Origin of the sequence: Streptomyces sp. NPDC005302 (assembly GCF_040607345.1) — a bacterium.
In the GTDB taxonomy this organism is placed as follows: domain Bacteria; phylum Actinomycetota; class Actinomycetes; order Streptomycetales; family Streptomycetaceae; genus Streptomyces.
The window spans coordinates 279,017-294,956 of the sequence record NZ_JBEXGN010000008.1 but is presented as its reverse complement, the minus strand read 5'-3'; the positions used below and the strand labels follow the sequence as shown (position 1 = coordinate 294,956).

The following is a 15,940-nucleotide window of genomic DNA, read 5'->3' as shown; positions in this document are numbered from 1 at the left end:
ATCCTCGGCGGCGCACGGGAAGTACCGCCAACCGTGCCGCTGGAGGGCAGTTCCTATGCGTACCACTCAGACACTTCTCCGCTCGGGCCTGACCGTGGCCGCCGCCGCTGCGCTTCCGCTCACCCTGGCCGCTCCTGCGGCCGTCGCATGGGGTTCCGGAATCTCGGTGAGCACCAGCGGTACCTCGGTCTCGGTCACCACCAGCGCCTGTCCGAGCAACGGCAGCAGCTTCGGCAACGCCTCGCTGCTCTCCAGCGGACAGGCGAACTTCGCACAGGGGCGGCAGATGTCGCTCACGGGCACCAGCACCAGTCAGTCCGCGTCCTGGACGGGCGTGGGCGCCGGCACGTACACGGTCATCGTGGTGTGCGGGGACGGGTCGACGGCGGGCACCCAGTCCATCATCGTCTCGGCCCCCTCCACCCCCACGATCTCGGCGACCGCCTCGGCCTCGCCGTCGCGCGGCGTCATGGGCGGCCTCGGCGGCGCCGTGAAGGACTACGGCACGGCCACCGTCGCCGGAGGCGCGGCCCTGGTCGTGACCGGCACGGTGGCGGCGGCCTGGTTCCTGCGCCGCCGTTCCAAGCCCCACCGCCTCTGATCCGGCACCCGAGATCGATGAGGACCGGGCGACCGCTCCGCCGACTCGCGTCGCGGGCGGTCGCTACGGCCTGTCCAGCTCGGCGAACTCCTCGATCGCGTGCGTCAGCCACCGGGTCCAGAAGGTCTCCAGGTCGATGCCCGCCCGCAGGACGAGGTGGCGCAGCCGGTCCTCGGGGGTGTCCTTGCCCGGCGGGAAGTCCCGCTCCTGGATCTCCTCGTACTCGGCCAACTGGGTCCGGTGGAGGGCGAGATGGCGGCGCAGGTCCGCCTCGACGCCCTCGGTGCCGACGACGGCCGCGGCGCGCAGCCGCAGCAGCATCGTGTCCCGCAGCGGTTTGGGGTCCTGGGAGGTCGCCGTCCAGCGGGCGAGTTCGGCGCGGCCGGCGGGCAGTACCTCGTAGCTCTTCTTCTGGCCCCGGGCCGGCTGTTCCGCGGGCAGCTCCCTGATGTAGCCCTCGGCCTCCAGCTTTCCCAGCTCGCGATAGATCTGCTGGTGCGTCGCCGACCAGAAGTAGCCGATCGACTTGTCGAACCGCCGGGTCAGTCCGAGGCCCGACGAGGGCTTCTCGAGCAGGGCGGTGAGGATCGCGTGCGGGAGTGACATGAGGTCATCCTAAGGAGCGCCATGGACGCCGCCCGATGCCCGGCCGCGCACCCCCGCGCACCGCCCCACACCCCCGGACAGCGCGACAGGCAACTCGCCCTGGCGGAACTCGGTGAGTCCGCCAGGGCGAGTCGGGTCAGGCGTCCCCGCACGCCATCGGGTTGTGCGTGGTGGCCCTGCGGAGCGCGCGGTCAGCGCGTGAAGGTGACGCGCTGCTCCTTGAAGGCGCCGCAGTTGGAGCCGGACACCTGGGTGTACACGTTCTTGATCTGGCCGCCCCAGTCGATGCAGTGGCCCTTGCCGTACACGTACGTCGGTCCCGCGTACGACGTGTACCGCCCGTAGTCGTCGTCGCTCAGGCCCGTGTCGGAGACGTAGAGCCACGCTGCCATGTCCACGGCGGTGCCCGGGCTGTTGCGGATGGTCGTGACGCAGTTCTTGCCGTTCGAGGCGTTGTACGTCAGGTAGACGGTGCCCTGAGAGCCGATGGGCGCCGAGTTGACCGTCTTGTAGGCGCTGCCGCAGACCTTCTGCGGCGTGGTGTTGGGTGCGGCCGAGGCGGGCGCCGCCAGTGCGGTCGTGGCACCGACCATCAGTGCGGCGGACGCGCCGGCCACCAGGACGGAACGGTTGAATCGCATATTTCCCCCTTGCGATCTTTGGAGACGTTTGCTCCTGCCTCATGTGACCCGCGACACTCCGAAACGGTTGTGCGCCTCGGCGAAAGATGTTCGGCCGGAACGAAATCCGGTGGGCGAGCCCGCGGCGGCGGGCTCGCCCGTCGACACGACCGACCAGGTGAGAAACGCTCCCCCGATCGCCCCCTGGCGCGAAGACCTAGAGCGCCGCCGCCAGTTCGGTGCCCTGCTTGATGGCGCGCTTCGCGTCCAGTTCGGCCGCCACGTCGGCGCCGCCGATCAGGTGGACGCCGCGGCCCATGGCGCGCAGCTCCTCGTAGAGGTCGCGGCGCGGGTCCTGCCCGGTGCACAGCACGATGGTGTCGACCTCCAGGACCGAGCTGTGCCCGTCCACCGTCACGTGCAGTCCGGCGTCGTCGATCCGGTCGTACGTCACGCCCGGGACCATGGTGACGCCCCGGTGCTTCAGCTCGTTGCGGTGGATCCAGCCGGTGGTCTTGCCGAGTCCCGCTCCGACCTTGGTGGCCTTGCGCTGCAGCAGGTGGACGGTGCGCGGCGGGGCCGGCCGCTCGGGGGCTATGAGACCGCCGGGTGCCCGGTAGTCCATGTCGACGCCCCAGTTGCGGAAGTACGTCGCCGGGTCCTCGCTCGCCTTGTCGCCGCTGTCGGTGAGGTACTCGGCCACGTCGAAGCCGATGCCGCCGGCGCCGAGGATGGCGACGCGGTCACCGACGTGGACGCCGTCGCGCAGCACGTCGAGGTAGCCGACGACGCTCGGGTGGTCGACCCCCGGGATCTCGGGGGTGCGCGGGCTGACGCCGGTGGCGACGACGACCTCGTCGTAGGGCTCCAGGGTGTCGGCGGTGGCCCGGGTGTTCAACCGGACGGCCACGCCGTGCAGTTCGAGCTGGGTGCGGAAGTAGCGGATCGTCTCGTCGAACTCCTGCTTGCCGGGGACCTTGCGGGCCACGTTGAGCTGGCCGCCGATCTCGGCCGCCGCGTCGAACAGGGTGACGTCGTGGCCGCGTTCGGCCGCGCTGACGGCGCAGGCGAGTCCGGCGGGTCCGGCGCCGACGACGGCGACGCGCTTGCGCAGCCGGGTCGGCGCGAGGACGAGTTCCGTCTCGTGACAGGCGCGCGGGTTGACCAGACAGGAGGTGATCTTGCCGCTGAACGTGTGGTCGAGGCAGGCCTGGTTGCAGCCGATGCAGGTGTTGATGGCCTCCGGCCGGCCCGCCTCGGCCTTCGCCACGAAGTCGGGGTCCGCGAGCATCGGACGCGCGAGGGAGACCATGTCGGCGTGCCCGTCGGCGAGCAACTGCTCGGCGATCTCGGGGGTGTTGATGCGGTTGGTGGTGACGAGGGGAATCGAGACGGAGCCCATGACCTTCTTGGTCACCCAGGCGTACGCGCCGCGCGGCACCGAGGTCGCGATGGTGGGGATGCGGGCCTCGTGCCAGCCGACACCGGTGTTGATGATCGTCGCCCCGGCGGCCTCGACGGCCCGGGCGAGGGTGATGACCTCGTCGAGCGTGGAACCGCCGGGCACCAGGTCGAGCATCGACAGCCGGTAGATGATGATGAAGTCGTCGCCGACGGCCTCGCGCACACGGCGGACGATCTCGACCGGGAAGCGCATCCGGTTCTCGTACGAGCCGCCCCAGCGGTCCTCGCGCCGGTTGGTCTGCTGGGCGATGAACTCGTTGATGAGGTAGCCCTCGGAGCCCATGATCTCGACGCCGTCGTACCCCGCGCGCCGGGCGAGGCGGGCGGCGCGCGCGTAGTCGTCGATGGTCCGCTCGATCTCGGCGTCGCTCAGTTCGTGCGGCGGGAACGGGCTGATCGGGGCCTGGAGGGCGCTCGGGGCGACCAGATCCTGGTGGTAGGCGTACCGGCCGAAGTGCAGGATCTGCATCGCGATCCTGCCGCCCTCGCGGTGCACCGCGGCGGTGATCCCGGCGTGCTGGTCGGCCTCGGCCTCGGTGGTCAGCTTGGCGCCGCCCTCGTACGGCCGTCCGGCGTCGTTCGGGGCGATGCCGCCGGTGACGATCAGGCCGACACCACCGCGCGCGCGGGCGGCGTAGAACTCCGCCATGCGCTCGAAGCCGCGCTCGGCCTCCTCCAGGCCCACGTGCATGGAGCCCATGAGCACGCGGTTGGGCAGGGTGGTGAAGCCCAGGTCGAGCGGGTTCAGCAGGTGCGGGTAACGGCTCATCGGCCCCTCCGTGGGCGGTGTCGTACGTCTGTTGTAGACGACGCGCCACGCATTGTGCAACTAGTTGCACAATGAGGAGGGTCACTCGGCCGACGGACGTCGGGGTCCCGGCCGGGGAGCGCTTCGGACGGGCCGCTCAGCCGAGGGCGACCCGGGCCACGAGTTCCGCGACCGCCACGGGCTGGTCGATCATGACCAGGTGACCGGCGCCGGGGACGTCGACGAGCGTCACTTCGGGACTCGCTTCGAGCCCGGCCCGCTCCTCCGGCGAGAGGCCCACGTCGTCGTGGTCGCCGCGCACGACCCAGGCGGGCACACCGGAGTCCCGGAGCCGGTCGACGAGGGAACCGTGCCGGCCGAAATACGCGAAGTAGTGCCGGACCGCCGCGCGGCAGAAGGCGGGATCGTTCTTGCCGAACTCGGCGGTGAGCGCCGCGCGGCGCTCCTCGGGCAGATGGCCGGCCATCGCGCGGGGCGCCACCTTCAGGAGCCCCGACCAGGCCAGCGCGCCGACGCCGGGAACCCTCCCCAGGGTGTCGGCGACCGCCAGCGCCTTGTCCTCGTCGGACGCCGAGAAGGCCGGGGAGAGCAGGACGACGGGGCCGTCGAAGTGGCCTCCGGCCGCCATCTCCAGGGCGATGTTGGCGCCGAGACTGTGGCCGACGACGACGTCGCAGCCGCGCTCGGCGGCCAGGGTGCCCGCCAGCGCGGCGTAGTTCTCCAGGGAGAGGTCCTCGGGCGGGGTGGTACCCGCGTGGCCCGGGAGCGTCGCGGCCACCAGCCGCACCGGCGCGGAGGCGAGCGGCGGCGCGGCGACGAGGTCGTCGTAGAACGGAGCGCTGCACAGCGCGCCGGCCAGCAGCAGCACCCGGGTGGACGCGTCGGCGGGCCCGGACTCCTGGATCTCCCATGCGTCGAACTGTTCGGGGGCGCTGCTCATGTCCGGGTCTCCCTCTGGCCTGCGCGGGGTCAGAGGGAGTGTGGCGCGCGGGGCGGCGCAAACGGTCGACCGGGGCCCGAACGCGGCATGTCGCGCACCACGCGTCCCGTACGGTCAGGGCTTCACGCCGACCACGACGTGGGCCCAGCCCTCCTCCGGGACGGCGAGACGGGCGATCAGGCCGGCGCGCGCGAAGGCCTCGACGGCGGTCGCGGCCTGGCCTTCGCTCGTCTCGACGAGGAGGCAGCCGCCGGGGGCCAGCCAGCGCGGCGCGCCCTCGGCGACCCGGCGCACGAGGTCGAGCCCGTCCGCCCCGCCGTCGAGCGCGACCAGGGGTTCGTGGTCCCGGGCCTCCGCCGGCAGCAGTCCGACCTCGTCGGTGGGCACGTACGGCACGTTGGCGGCCAGGATGTCGACGCGCCCGCGCAGGGTGTCGGGCAGGGCCGAGAAGAGGTCGCCCTCGTGGACCCGGCCGGCGAACGGCGCCACGTTGCGGCGGGCGCAGCGGACGGCGGCCGGGTCGATGTCGGACGCGTGCAGTTCGGGGCCGCCGAGGGACGCGGCCAGCGCGGCGCCGACCGCGCCCGAACCGCAGCACAGGTCCACGACGACCGACGCGCCGGGCGCGAGCGCCACCGCCTGGTCGACGAGGAATTCGGTGCGGCGGCGGGGCACGAAGACGCCGGGTTCGAGGGTGATGCGCAGGGCGTGGAACTCCGCCCAGCCGAGGACGTGTTCGAGGGGGAGTCCGGCGACGCGCCGGTCCACCATCGAGGCGGCCTCGTCCGGTGTGCGGGCGGTGGTGAGGATCAGTTCCGCCTCGTCCTCGGCGAACACACAGCCGGCGGAGCGAAGGGCGGTGACCACGGAGTCCGTGGCGTCGCGGGAGGACGCGGAACCGGGACCATCAGGAGACAGAGGCATGGAGCCGAGGGCCTTTCGACGAAACGAAGGGCGCTCTCGCGGTCACCTGGAGAAGGCGACCCGGTCGTTCACGGAGGAGAGCACCCGACCTGACACAGCGGTAATGGGTCTCACCTCCTCGTCCACTCGTCCGGCGGCGACGGTCCGCGGCCGGGACGGCCACCTTACAGGAGCGCTCGGCGCCCGACGATCAGACGCCGACCGACTCCTCCAACTCCTCCTCGGCGCCCTCCGTCGCGTGGGTCGTCGACGGCTCCGGCCGCTCCGGTACGACGGGGCCCTGCGCCGCGTGCCGGCCGCGCGACCGTTCGACGACACCGGCGACCGCGGTCACCGCCAGACCGGCCGCCAGCCAGCCCACGAGCGTCCCCACGTCGCCGGCGAGGCCGTCACCGTCGAAGTAGAGGAGGCTGCGGACGCCCTCGACGAAGCCGGCGCCGTTCCAGAAGGAGTGCAGGGTGCCGAAGAAGCCGTTCTGGAGCTCCGGCCGGAACAGGCCTCCGGAACTGGTGAAGTTGAGCATCACGAACAGCACCATCATCGCGAGCGTGGTCCACCGCTTGAGGAAGGTGTGGAGTCCGACGCCGACGAAGAGGATGCCCGCGGAGTAGAGCCAGCTCATCGCCCAGACGGTGGTGAGGTCGTGGTGCGCGAGGTGGAAGACCGGCCCGGCGAGCGCCGCGCCGATACCGCTCACCACGGCGGAGACTCCCACGGCGAGCAACGCCCGTACGCGCAGGGCCAGTCCGGTGCCCGCGGCGCCGAGCGCGGCGACGGACGCGTAGGAGCCGATGCTGAGCGCGATCAGCAGGAAGAACAGGCCCTGTCCCGTGGGGTCGTCGTCGACGGGTGCGGCGACGTCGGTGACCTTCAGGGGCAGCCCCTGCTGCGCGGCGACCGGCGTGAAGACCTGCTCGACGGCGGTGGCGCCCATGTCGGATGCGGCCGTGGCGACGATCAGTTCGGGCGCCTCGGCACTCGGCACGTAGGCGCCCGTGATGTCACGGGAGGTGAGGAGGTCCACGGCCTGCGCGCGGTCGGTGACGGTACGGACGTCGAGCTTGTCCCCGGCCCGGTCCTTGACCGTCTGGGCGAAGGCCTTGGTCTCGGGGCCGCTGCCGACGACGGCGACGGGAAGGTGGTGGGGCTCCGGCGTCACGAACGCGCCCATGTAGGCCAGCCCCATGCCGAGACACATCAGCAACGGGGTGACCAGGTGCGTGAGCACATGGCGCAGGGCCGGTGAGCGCAGGCCGGTGAGCACGCGAACTCCTTTGGTTGGCAAATACAACTCTCTGTCCAGTTGTACTATACAACCAGGACTGGGAAGGGAGGTCCCGTGATGGCATCCGAAGCCTCCGGTGAGACCGTTGTCACCACCGGGACGCCGTCGACGACGGACGGCGGCGCACGCGGCACCTCGGCGCCGAGCGGCATGACGGCCGACACGGCGGTCGAGACCATCCAGCGCGAGATGACCGTGTTCGCCCGGCGGGCCCGCGCCTCGGCGGGCCGCATGCACCCCGAGCTGTCCCTGGTCTCGTACACCCTGCTCGGGCATCTCGAGGAGGTCGGCGGCTGCCGGGCCACCGACCTCGCCGCGCACTACGCGCTCGACAAGTCGACGGTGAGCCGGCAGGTGGCGGCACTGGAGCGGGCCGGGCTCATCGAGCGGCGCACGGACCCCGAGGACCACCGGGTCCAGGTGCTGCATCTGACCGGCACGGGTACCGAGATCCTCGCCCAGGTGACCCGCAGCCGCCGGGTGGCGTTCCGGGAGCGGCTCACGGGCTGGCCCGAGGAGGACCTCGCCCGATTCGCCTCGTATCTGCTGCGTTACAACGCGACGGGAACGGACCTCGCCGCGCCGGGCGGGCCGGCCGCGGGTCCGCCCGGCCGCTGAGCCGACGGGCCCGCGGCCCGCCGGGGTTCAGCGGTGGCGGGTCACCCGACGCCCACGGTCCGCCCGTCGTCCAGGTGCTCGGGGACGCGCGCGGCCAGGAAGCGGGTCGGGCGGCGCAGCCGGAACCCCAGGGACTCGTAGAGCCGGATGGCGTTGGTGTTGCCCGCTCCCGTGTGCAGGAAGGGGGTCTCGTCGCGTTCGCGGATGCCGTGCGCGACGGCCAGGATCAGCCGGCCGGCCAGGCCCTTGCCGCGGTGGGCGGGGTCGGTGCAGACGGCGCTGATCTCGGTCCAGCCCGGCGGATGCAGCCGCTCCCCCGCCATGGCGATCAGGGCGCCCTCGTGGCGGATCCCGAGGTACGTGCCGAGTTCGACCGTGCGGGGCAGGAACGGTCCGGGCCGGGTGCGTTCCACCAGGTCGAGCATCTCGGGGACATCCGCGGGGCCTAGCGGTACCGCCTCGGGGTCCGGCGCCGCGGCGAGCCCGTCGTCGACGAGCTGGACACCCTCGATGCTGAACGTCACCTCCCAGCCCTCCGGCGTCGCGCCGACGTAGCCGGCGAGCGGTGCCTCGCCTCCGGGTCCCACCAGGGCCGCCAGATCCGCCCAGTCGTCGGCGTCGGGCTCGTCCGGGAGGGCCAGCCAGGGCGACACGTCCACCGGGTAGCGCAGGACGCGCCCACGCCGTTCGGCGAAGTGGGCGTGCGGGCCGGTGAGGGAACCGAGGGCCGGGTTGTCGAGGGGGTGCGTGCTCACGCGGCCACCTCGATCACGATCTTGCCGCGGACGTGCCCGTCCTCGACGGCGCGCAGTGCCTCACCGGCGCGTTCGAGCGGGAACGTCCGGGTGACGTGGGGCCGCAGTCTGCCGTCGGCGGCGAGCCGGCCCACCTCGTCGAGCACGGCCGCCGTACGCGCCCGCTCGACTCCGGTGCCGCCCAGCCTGGCGACCGTCTCGCGGTCGGCGCCGGTGATGAGTTTCCCGGCGTCGGCCAGCACGGTCGCCGCGTCCTCCAGTGCCTCTCCCCCGACGAGGTCGAACACGCCGTCCACGCCGTCGGGCTCCGCCGTGCGCAGCCGCTCCGCGAGGCCGGGCCCCGACGGGACGTGCACGGCGCCGAGCGACTCGACGAAGTCCTTCTTGCCCTCGCTCGCGACCCCGACGACGCGCAGCCCGGCGTCCCGCGCGATCTGCACGGCGGCCACACCCACTCCACCGCCGGCTCCCGTGATCAGCACGGTGGCGCCGGCGGGAAGGCCGAGCTGCCGGATGCCGTCGTACGCGGTCGCCGCCGCGACGGGCAGGGCCGCGGCGTCCGCGAAGGACAGACCGGCGGGCTTGCGGGCGGTGACGGCGACGGGCAGCAGGGCGTACTCGGCGTATCCGCCGTCCACCGGGTTGCCGAAGACCTCGTCACCGACGGTGAACGTGGTCACCTCGGCGCCGGTCTCCACGACGACTCCCGCGACCTCGTTGCCGAAGACGGCGGGCAGCGGGCGCGGCTCGCCGCCCGGGCGGCGGTGACCGGTGCGCTGCTTCCAGTCCACCGGGTTCACGCCGGCGGCGCGCACCGCGACGAGGACCTCGCCAGGGCCGGGGCTCGGCCTGTCCCGCTCCACCAGGGCCTCGGCCTCCGGGCCCCCGTAGCGTGTGAAGACGTACGCCTTGGGCATCTGCTCCCTCACTCTCCCTCGCTGTCGTCACCGGTCGCCGCGGACCGCTCACCCGTTGTGGGTGTACGGGCCACCGGAGTCGGCTTCAGCAGCAAGGATGATCGCGGCGCGGCTATTCCCGGCCGCCGGGAGAGTTCATACGGCCGCAATGATCAGCGTGCCGCCGGGGCCCGGCACGGGGATGCGGCGGCGGGTGCGGCCGCGTCCCGTGCGGGCGTCGGCGGAGCGCCGGCCGGGGCGTCAGCCATGGGGAACGACCACGACCGGGCAGGTGACCTGGTGGATCAGGGTCCGCACGGCGCGGCCCAGGCGTTCGCCGGCGCGGCGGCCGACCACCAGCAGCCCCGCACCGGTGCAGGCGCCGAGGAGGTGGTGGCCGGGGCGTCCGTGGACGACCTGCTCCGCGACCGGCGTGTCCGGGAACCGGCTGCGCCACGGCCGCAGCGCGCCGGTCAGGGCATGCCGCCGGGCGGTCTCCTCGTCGGACGCGTCAGCGGACGGAACGACGCTGGTGGCACCGTCCGGCCCGAGCAGCGTCCAGGCGTGCACCACATGGAGCGGAGCGCCGCGGACGGCGGCGGTGTCGAAGGCATGGCCGATCAACTGGTCGGCGGGGCGCGCCAGGTCGAGACCGAGGACCACGGGACGGTAGGCCGCCGCGCTCGGCGAGGCGCCCGCGGGGACGGGAACCCGTTCGTCCGCGGGGAGTTCGCCCGCGGGCACGAGGACCACCGGGCGTTCGGCGCCCTCGGCGACGGCCAGGGCGACGGAGCCGGCCGGGAATCCGGCGACGCCCGTGTGGTCGGTGTGGCCGCGGGAGCCGAGCACGAGCGTCTGCGACGCGGCGGCCGCCTCGATGAGCGCGGGCACGGCCGGCCTCTCGGCGCCCCGCGCGACGATGTCCAACGCCGGGTGGGCGTAGGAGAGCTGGATGGCCGCGCGGTCGAGCGGGGACCTCGTCCGGCCGGCCGGCACGTCGACGTCCGGGACGCGCACGGGCACGTGCGGCCGCGGACTCGCGTGCAGCAGGCGCAGCGGGAGTCGGCGGCGTCCGGCTTCACGGGCCGCCCAGTCGGCCGCGTCCAGGCTGGCTCGCGAGCCGTCGATCCCCACGGTGATGGTGCGGGTGCCGGGGTTCATGGTGCTGCCTCTCGTCTCTCGTCGTTCGAGGGTTGGTGGGTCGGTGGCCGGTTCGCCATTCGTGATCCGACTTCGGTGATCCGTCTCGGTGACCCGTCTCGGTGATCGGTCTTCGGTGATCGGTCGCGGTGCGCATGGCGTCGGCCCGTGTCGGCGGTGTTCCGCCCGAGGGGGCGCGGGCGAGCCACCGGCGCGCGCCGCACCGGAGTTGCCCGCATGACCCGGTCCGCCGACGGGCAGGTGTATCCGACCGACGTCGGGGCAGCCGGGTCGCACCGGGTGTCACGGCGGAGGCGGCCGGAGTCACGTCTTCGGGACTCCTGTTCGCCGGCGCAGTGGTCCGCGGGTTCCACGGCGGGCGCGGATCAGTCGTACGGCGTCGGAATCGGCGCGGTGATGGACTTCCGGCACCGGGCGCGGTACGCCGGGAGAGGCCTTCCGGTGCTCCGCGGGGTCTGTTCGGCCGGGCGTCCACGGCGGCGCACGGCAGTGAGGAGGGGACATGCGAACCCGGGTGCTCGGCTGGCGCTGGCGACGCAACTCCTTGCGGCGCCGATGCGACGTCGTCGAGGCGTGGTGTGTGCTCGTGGTCGGCGTTCTGCTGCTGGTCGGCGCACCGCTGGCCGGGGCGGCCGCGGGATGGTGGACGTACGACGTGGCCCGCGCGGAGGCGGCGGCACAGCGCGCCACGCTGCATCAGGTCCGCGCCGTCCTCGTGGACGACACGCCGGCGGCGGTACCCGCCACACCGGCGGGCATCCAGCGCTCCTTCCCCGCCCTGGTCCGCTGGACCGGGACGGACGGACAGGCGCGGACGGACCTCGTGCGGGTGCCCTCGGGTGTACGGGGCGGTGCGCACATCGACATCTGGACCGACGCCCGGGACCGGATCGTGCGCGCGCCGTCGAGCATGTCGGTGATCTGGCAACGCGCCCTGGCCGTCGGCCTGTTCACCGCCATGGGCGCGGTCCTCGCCGTCCTCGTCACCCGGCTCGGCGTCCACCGGTCCGTCGAACGCAGACGGCTCGAACAGTGGACGCGCGACTGGGCGCTGACCGAACCCGGCTGGACCCGGCGCACGGCCTGACCAGTGGCTTCCGGAGGCCCGCACCGCGCCGGACCGGCCGGAGTACCGGCTCCGGGGAGGAGCCGTGGCGGGCCCCACGAGGCCGCGCGTACGGTGTGATCACCCGCACCCCGTACGCCGAAAGGTGATCCTCGATGGCCTTGTTCGACCTCCCCCTCGACGAACTCCGCTCCTACCGCAGCGCGTCCACGGAGCCCGAGGACTTCGACGCCTTCTGGGCCAAGACGCTCAAGGAGGCGAGGGAGCACGAACTCGCCGCTCGTTTCGAGCCGGTGGAGACGTCGCTGAAGACCGTGCGGACCTTCGACGTCACGTTCGCCGGTTTCGGCGGCCATCCTGTCAAGGGCTGGCTGACCGTGCCGTCCTGGGCGAACGCGCCACTGCCGACGGTCGTCGAGTTCGTGGGGTACGGCGGCGGCCGCGGACTCGCGCACACCCATCTACTGTGGGCCTCGGCCGGCTACGCGCACTTCGTGATGGACACACGGGGGCAGGCCAGTGCCTGGGGCGGCGGCGGGACCCCCGACCCGGTGGGCAGCGCGCCCGCCTTCCCCGGTTTCATGACGCGTGGTGTCGAGGACCCCGAGACCTACTACTACCGCCGCCTGTTCACGGACGCGGTGCGGGCCGTGGAGACGGCCCGTTCGCATCCGCTGGTCGACGGGGCGCGCCTCGCGGCGCTGGGCGGGAGCCAGGGAGGCGGTATCGCGATCGCGGTCGGGGGTCTTGTGCCGGACCTCTCCGCGGTCCTGCCCGACGTGCCGTTCCTGTGCGACTTCCCGCGCGCCACGGTCGTCACGGACCGCTCGCCGTACCGGGAGATCGGCAACTACCTGAAGACCCATCGCGGGCGCACCGGGCAGGTGTTGCGCACCCTGTCGTACTTCGACGGAGTGCACTTCGCCGCGCGCGGCCGGGCGCCCGCGCTGTTCTCGGTGGCCCTGGAGGACCAGACCTGCCCGCCGTCGACGGTCTTCGCCGCGTACAACGCCTGGGCGAACGGGGAGAAGCGGATCGAGGTGTACGACTTCAACGACCACGAGGGCGGCGGCCCCTACCAGCAGGCGGCCCAGCTCGACTGGCTTCCCGCACACATCTGACCGGGGCGCGGTGACGTACGCGACGCCCGGGACGGCGTCCGTGCGTCACGTGTCTTCCCTCCAGTCCGACCAGTCGGTACGTTCAACGGGCCCGGATCCCTTCCCGGTTCGCCCGCGGACGCTGCTCGGAGAACTCATGCCTCAGCCGGCCCCCCTGATCGACGGCCACTGCGATCCCCGCTTCACGGCGGTGCGGACCGCGTTCGAGGACAACTTCCGCGACCGCGACGAGCTGGGTGCCGCCGTGTCCGTCACGCTCGGCGGAAAGACGGTCGTGGACCTGTGGGGCGGCTGGTCCGACGCGGCCCGCACCCGCGCCTGGGAGCGGGACACGCTGGTCAACGTCTGGTCGACCTCGAAGGGGCCGACCGCGTTGTGCGCGCACATCCTCGCGGACCGCGGGCTCCTGGACCTCGACGCCCCGGTGGCCGCGTACTGGCCCCGGTTCGCGGCGGCCGGCAAGCAGGACGTCCTCGTACGGCATCTGCTGTCGCACCGGGCGGGGCTGTCGGGGCTGCGTGAACCGCACTCGTTCGCGCAGCTCTGCGACTGGGAGCTGACCGTGGAGCGGCTCGCGGCGCAGGAACCGTGGTGGGAGCCGGGGACCCGGTCCGGCTATCACGCGCTGACGTTCGGGTTCCTGGTCGGCGAGGTGGTCCGGCGGGTATCGGGGCTGATGCCCGGCGCGTTCCTGCGGCGGGAGGTGACGGAGCCGCTCGGGATCGACTTCACGATCGGGCTGCCCGAGAAGGAGGCCGGACGAGCGGCCGAGCTGGTGCATCCGACGGCCGCGTCCGGCAGCGAACAGGCCGCCGTTCTCTCCCAGTTGGCGCCCGCGGCACTGGCGGCCCTCACGAACCCGGCGTTCGGCGCCGCCGAGGCGAACACCGCGCGCTGGCGGGCGGCGGAGATCCCGGCCGCCAACGGCCACGGCACGGCCCGGGCGGTCGCCGCGCTGTACGGGATCCTCGCGTCCAAGGGCACCTACGGTTCCCGGCAGGTGCTGACCCCGGCGGCGGCCGAGCGGGTCCGCGAGGGCCAGGGCAGCTGCGTCGACCTGGTGCTGGGCGCCGGGTTCGCGCACGAGACGGAGGTGGGGCTCGGGCTGTGGCTGAGCGGGGCCAACGGCTCGTACGGGCCGAACCCGAGGGCTTTCGGACACGACGGGTTCGGCGGTTCCTGCGGGCTCGCCGACCCGGAGGCGGGGGTCTCGCTGGGGTACGTGATGAACCGCATGGGCCCGCACATCGCAGACGACCCAAGGAAGACGGCCCTCGTCGACGCGCTGTACGAGGCGCTCGGACAGGCTCCAGCGCGGTCCGGCGACGCGGACTGAAACCGGCCGAAGTCTCCGGCCGCTCTTTCCAAGTGGTTTAGACCAATGCTAGATGTGGTGGCGCAATGAGCCCGCACGGCTACGTCGAGTCACCACGCAGGAGGCGCGGACATGGCCCGCACCACCCACACGTCCGAGCACGAACCGCTCTACGCCCGCATCGCCACGCAGCTGCTCGACGAGCTGCGCGACGGGTCCGTTCCGCCCGGTGAACGCCTGCCGGGAGAAAGGGAGTTGGCCACCCGGTTCGGCGTCAGCCGGGAGACCGTACGCCAGGCACTGCAGTTGCTGCGGCGCAGCGGCCGGGTCTCCACCGACCGGCGCGGCAGCCACGCGACACTGTCCGGCGCCCCCGCCGAACCCGTACCGTCCCTCGACTTCCCTGTCGGTGCGCACACCGGTCAGCCCTGCGCGCGCCGCCGGACCACGGTGACCTGGGAGACTCCCCCGCCCGAGCACGCGACGGCCCTCGGACTCGCCCCGCGGCGTGCCACGTTGGTCCACCGCTACGAGTCCGCCGCGGCGGACGGCAGCGGGCTGCGGACGGCCGTCACGTCCTTCTCGGCGATCGCCGTGTCCGAGGTCGAGGAGCTGGCCCGCTACCGCGACCGAGCGGACGGCAACGCCTCGGCCCAGTTGTCACGCGCCTACGACTGGATGCGCAAGGCGGGCCTGACGCTGCACCACCGGGACGCCATCACGCGCCTCCCCCAGTCCGTACGGGTCACCCGGCGCGTGCACGACCAGTACGACCGTCCGCTGGAGATCACCGACCTCACCGTGGACGCCCAACAGGACGCTCTGGTCTACGAGTTCACGCTGCCGGCCGCTTGACCAGGTCCTGGAGCGGCGCCGGCGGGGCGTACCGACGGCGCCGTGCGGCGTGGATGTCAGGCGCGCCCGGTGGGCGTCCGCGGGTCCGGCGCGCCGGACCGGGTGGCCACGACCATCCGGGCCCGCGGGCTGCCGTCTTTCCGGCGGCCGAACTCCGGCAGCGCCCGCAGTTCCGTCCGGAAGCCGGCCCGCGCCAGCTCCCGCCGCACGTCCCCGAGCCGGAACTCCCGGTAGTACATGACGAATGCGGGGCGCAGGACGGCGTTGCGCACCCGCATGACCGAGTCGAAGCCCAGCAGCGCCCAGTACCAGGGCGAGCCGATCCGCGGGGGCGCGGCGATCGGGAACGCGAAGCGTCCGCCGGGGCGCAGCACGGAGTGGATCCCGGCGAACAGACCCGGGAGTTCGTCCGGAAGGAAGTGCCCGAACGCGCCGAAACTCACGACCAGGTCGAACGCGGACCCGAAAGGCAGCGCGCGGGCGTCACCGCGCACCCAGGAGACCGCGGGTGAACCGCCGCCCGCGGCGGGGGCGGCCGAGGGTGACGCCGCGCCGGACGGTGCCGGAGCGGGCGGAGCCGTGCCGGCGGAAAGCCTCTGCCGTCCGGTCGTGAGCATCCCGGCGCTGATGTCGACGCCGGTCACGCGGTCGTGGCACAGCTCGCGCAGGACCTCCATGCCCGCCCCGGTCCCGCAGCACAGGTCGAGGCCCGCGGCGAACGGCCCCGAAGGCTCCAGCGCCCGCCTCACGGCGTCGAGGATCGCGTCCGGCGTCCGGAACGGCGTGTGGTCGAACTTGGGTGCCAGCAGGTCGTAGCCGTGCTCGACGGACGACAGGGCCTGCACGGTCAGTTCGCGGAGGGTGGGACCTTGCGGGGAGAACATTTCGCCGAGCTTAGAGGCAGCGGTCCGCCGAGGCCGAGGAGATGGGCGCTCACGGCCCAC

At 73.1% G+C, this 15,940-nt stretch carries 16 protein-coding genes; 6 read left to right on the top strand and 10 right to left on the bottom strand.

What is annotated here, in order from left to right; genetic code table 11:
* The first annotated feature begins 55 nt into the window (after positions 1-55).
* Positions 56-601, top strand: a complete 546-nt coding sequence (locus ABZT74_RS15325; RefSeq protein ID WP_355872765.1) for a hypothetical protein — start codon at positions 56-58, stop codon at positions 599-601.
* 63 nt (positions 602-664) lie between these two features.
* On the opposite strand, the gene ABZT74_RS15320 is transcribed toward ABZT74_RS15325, so the two are convergent.
* The 6 genes from ABZT74_RS15320 to ABZT74_RS15295 form a co-directional block, all read right to left on the bottom strand.
* Positions 665-1,207, bottom strand: a complete 543-nt coding sequence (locus ABZT74_RS15320) for a PadR family transcriptional regulator (protein ID WP_356435244.1) — start codon at positions 1,205-1,207, stop codon at positions 665-667.
* Between the two features lie 191 nt (positions 1,208-1,398).
* Positions 1,399-1,848 (bottom strand): spore-associated protein, encoded by a 450-nt coding sequence (locus ABZT74_RS15315; protein WP_356175009.1) that lies wholly within the window; start codon positions 1,846-1,848, stop codon positions 1,399-1,401.
* A 196-nt stretch (positions 1,849-2,044) separates the two neighbouring features.
* Positions 2,045-4,060 carry an NADPH-dependent 2,4-dienoyl-CoA reductase gene (locus ABZT74_RS15310; protein ID WP_356175006.1) on the bottom strand — a complete coding sequence of 672 codons (2,016 nt, stop codon included), beginning with the start codon at positions 4,058-4,060 and terminating at the stop codon, positions 2,045-2,047.
* Between the two features lie 136 nt (positions 4,061-4,196).
* Positions 4,197-5,000, bottom strand: a complete 804-nt coding sequence (locus ABZT74_RS15305; protein ID WP_356435241.1) for an alpha/beta hydrolase — start codon at positions 4,998-5,000, stop codon at positions 4,197-4,199.
* 114 nt (positions 5,001-5,114) lie between these two features.
* Positions 5,115-5,924 carry a putative protein N(5)-glutamine methyltransferase gene (locus ABZT74_RS15300; RefSeq protein ID WP_355872776.1) on the bottom strand — a complete coding sequence of 270 codons (810 nt, stop codon included), beginning with the start codon at positions 5,922-5,924 and terminating at the stop codon, positions 5,115-5,117.
* Positions 5,925-6,114: 190 nt separating this feature from the next.
* Entirely contained in the window at positions 6,115-7,176 is a 1,062-nt protein-coding gene (locus tag ABZT74_RS15295; RefSeq protein WP_356435340.1) for a hypothetical protein, read from the bottom strand.
* Between the two features lie 183 nt (positions 7,177-7,359).
* Here ABZT74_RS15295 and ABZT74_RS15290 point away from each other — a divergent pair, with 183 nt between their 5' ends.
* A complete protein-coding gene (locus ABZT74_RS15290) occupies positions 7,360-7,827 on the top strand; it encodes a MarR family winged helix-turn-helix transcriptional regulator (protein WP_356175118.1) in 468 nt (155 codons plus the stop codon).
* 41 nt (positions 7,828-7,868) lie between these two features.
* On the opposite strand, the gene ABZT74_RS15285 is transcribed toward ABZT74_RS15290, so the two are convergent.
* The 3 genes from ABZT74_RS15285 to ABZT74_RS15275 form a co-directional block, all read right to left on the bottom strand.
* The gene (locus tag ABZT74_RS15285; protein WP_355872779.1) at positions 7,869-8,582 is read right to left on the bottom strand and encodes a GNAT family N-acetyltransferase; all 714 of its coding nucleotides are present in this window, start codon (positions 8,580-8,582) and stop codon (positions 7,869-7,871) included.
* Complete coding sequence (locus ABZT74_RS15280) at positions 8,579-9,499, bottom strand: NADP-dependent oxidoreductase (RefSeq protein ID WP_356174997.1); 921 nt, start codon at positions 9,497-9,499, stop codon at positions 8,579-8,581. Before ABZT74_RS15280 ends, ABZT74_RS15285 begins: the two co-directional genes overlap by 4 nt.
* Positions 9,500-9,739: 240 nt before the next feature.
* Positions 9,740-10,639: a universal stress protein gene (locus ABZT74_RS15275; RefSeq protein ID WP_356435238.1), complete on the bottom strand. Its 900-nt coding sequence runs from the start codon at positions 10,637-10,639 to the stop codon at positions 9,740-9,742.
* A gap of 502 nt (positions 10,640-11,141) precedes the next feature.
* Between ABZT74_RS15275 and ABZT74_RS15270 the strand changes: the two genes are divergently transcribed.
* The 4 genes from ABZT74_RS15270 to ABZT74_RS15255 all read left to right on the top strand — a co-directional run bounded on the left by ABZT74_RS15270 (position 11,142) and on the right by ABZT74_RS15255 (position 14,996).
* Complete coding sequence (locus ABZT74_RS15270) at positions 11,142-11,726, top strand: hypothetical protein (protein ID WP_356174991.1); 585 nt, start codon at positions 11,142-11,144, stop codon at positions 11,724-11,726.
* Between the two features lie 134 nt (positions 11,727-11,860).
* On the top strand, positions 11,861-12,826 hold the full coding sequence (locus ABZT74_RS15265) for an acetylxylan esterase (RefSeq protein WP_355872789.1): 966 nt from the start codon (positions 11,861-11,863) through the stop codon (positions 12,824-12,826).
* Between the two features lie 136 nt (positions 12,827-12,962).
* Positions 12,963-14,162: a serine hydrolase domain-containing protein gene (locus ABZT74_RS15260; protein ID WP_356435235.1), complete on the top strand. Its 1,200-nt coding sequence runs from the start codon at positions 12,963-12,965 to the stop codon at positions 14,160-14,162.
* A 111-nt stretch (positions 14,163-14,273) separates the two neighbouring features.
* The gene (locus ABZT74_RS15255) at positions 14,274-14,996 is read left to right on the top strand and encodes a GntR family transcriptional regulator (RefSeq protein WP_356435232.1); all 723 of its coding nucleotides are present in this window, start codon (positions 14,274-14,276) and stop codon (positions 14,994-14,996) included.
* Positions 14,997-15,052: 56 nt separating this feature from the next.
* Here the strand turns inward: ABZT74_RS15255 and ABZT74_RS15250 are convergent, their stop codons facing one another.
* Positions 15,053-15,880 (bottom strand): class I SAM-dependent methyltransferase, encoded by an 828-nt coding sequence (locus tag ABZT74_RS15250; protein ID WP_356435227.1) that lies wholly within the window; start codon positions 15,878-15,880, stop codon positions 15,053-15,055.
* Positions 15,881-15,940 lie beyond the last annotated feature (60 nt).

Coding starts and splice junctions, on each gene's coding strand:
- ABZT74_RS15310 (WP_356175006.1), bottom strand. CDS start 4,060: ATGAGCCGTTACCCGCACCTGCTGAACCCGCTCGACCTGGGCTTCACC.
- ABZT74_RS15315 (WP_356175009.1), bottom strand. CDS start 1,848: ATGCGATTCAACCGTTCCGTCCTGGTGGCCGGCGCGTCCGCCGCACTG.
- ABZT74_RS15255 (WP_356435232.1), top strand. CDS start 14,274: ATGGCCCGCACCACCCACACGTCCGAGCACGAACCGCTCTACGCCCGC.
- ABZT74_RS15260 (WP_356435235.1), top strand. CDS start 12,963: ATGCCTCAGCCGGCCCCCCTGATCGACGGCCACTGCGATCCCCGCTTC.
- ABZT74_RS15250 (WP_356435227.1), bottom strand. CDS start 15,880: ATGTTCTCCCCGCAAGGTCCCACCCTCCGCGAACTGACCGTGCAGGCC.
- ABZT74_RS15280 (WP_356174997.1), bottom strand. CDS start 9,499: ATGCCCAAGGCGTACGTCTTCACACGCTACGGGGGCCCGGAGGCCGAG.
- ABZT74_RS15320 (WP_356435244.1), bottom strand. CDS start 1,207: ATGTCACTCCCGCACGCGATCCTCACCGCCCTGCTCGAGAAGCCCTCG.
- ABZT74_RS15325 (WP_355872765.1), top strand. CDS start 56: ATGCGTACCACTCAGACACTTCTCCGCTCGGGCCTGACCGTGGCCGCC.
- ABZT74_RS15290 (WP_356175118.1), top strand. CDS start 7,360: ATGACGGCCGACACGGCGGTCGAGACCATCCAGCGCGAGATGACCGTG.
- ABZT74_RS15270 (WP_356174991.1), top strand. CDS start 11,142: ATGCGAACCCGGGTGCTCGGCTGGCGCTGGCGACGCAACTCCTTGCGG.
- ABZT74_RS15300 (WP_355872776.1), bottom strand. CDS start 5,924: ATGCCTCTGTCTCCTGATGGTCCCGGTTCCGCGTCCTCCCGCGACGCC.
- ABZT74_RS15275 (WP_356435238.1), bottom strand. CDS start 10,639: ATGAACCCCGGCACCCGCACCATCACCGTGGGGATCGACGGCTCGCGA.
- ABZT74_RS15265 (WP_355872789.1), top strand. CDS start 11,861: ATGGCCTTGTTCGACCTCCCCCTCGACGAACTCCGCTCCTACCGCAGC.
- ABZT74_RS15305 (WP_356435241.1), bottom strand. CDS start 5,000: ATGAGCAGCGCCCCCGAACAGTTCGACGCATGGGAGATCCAGGAGTCC.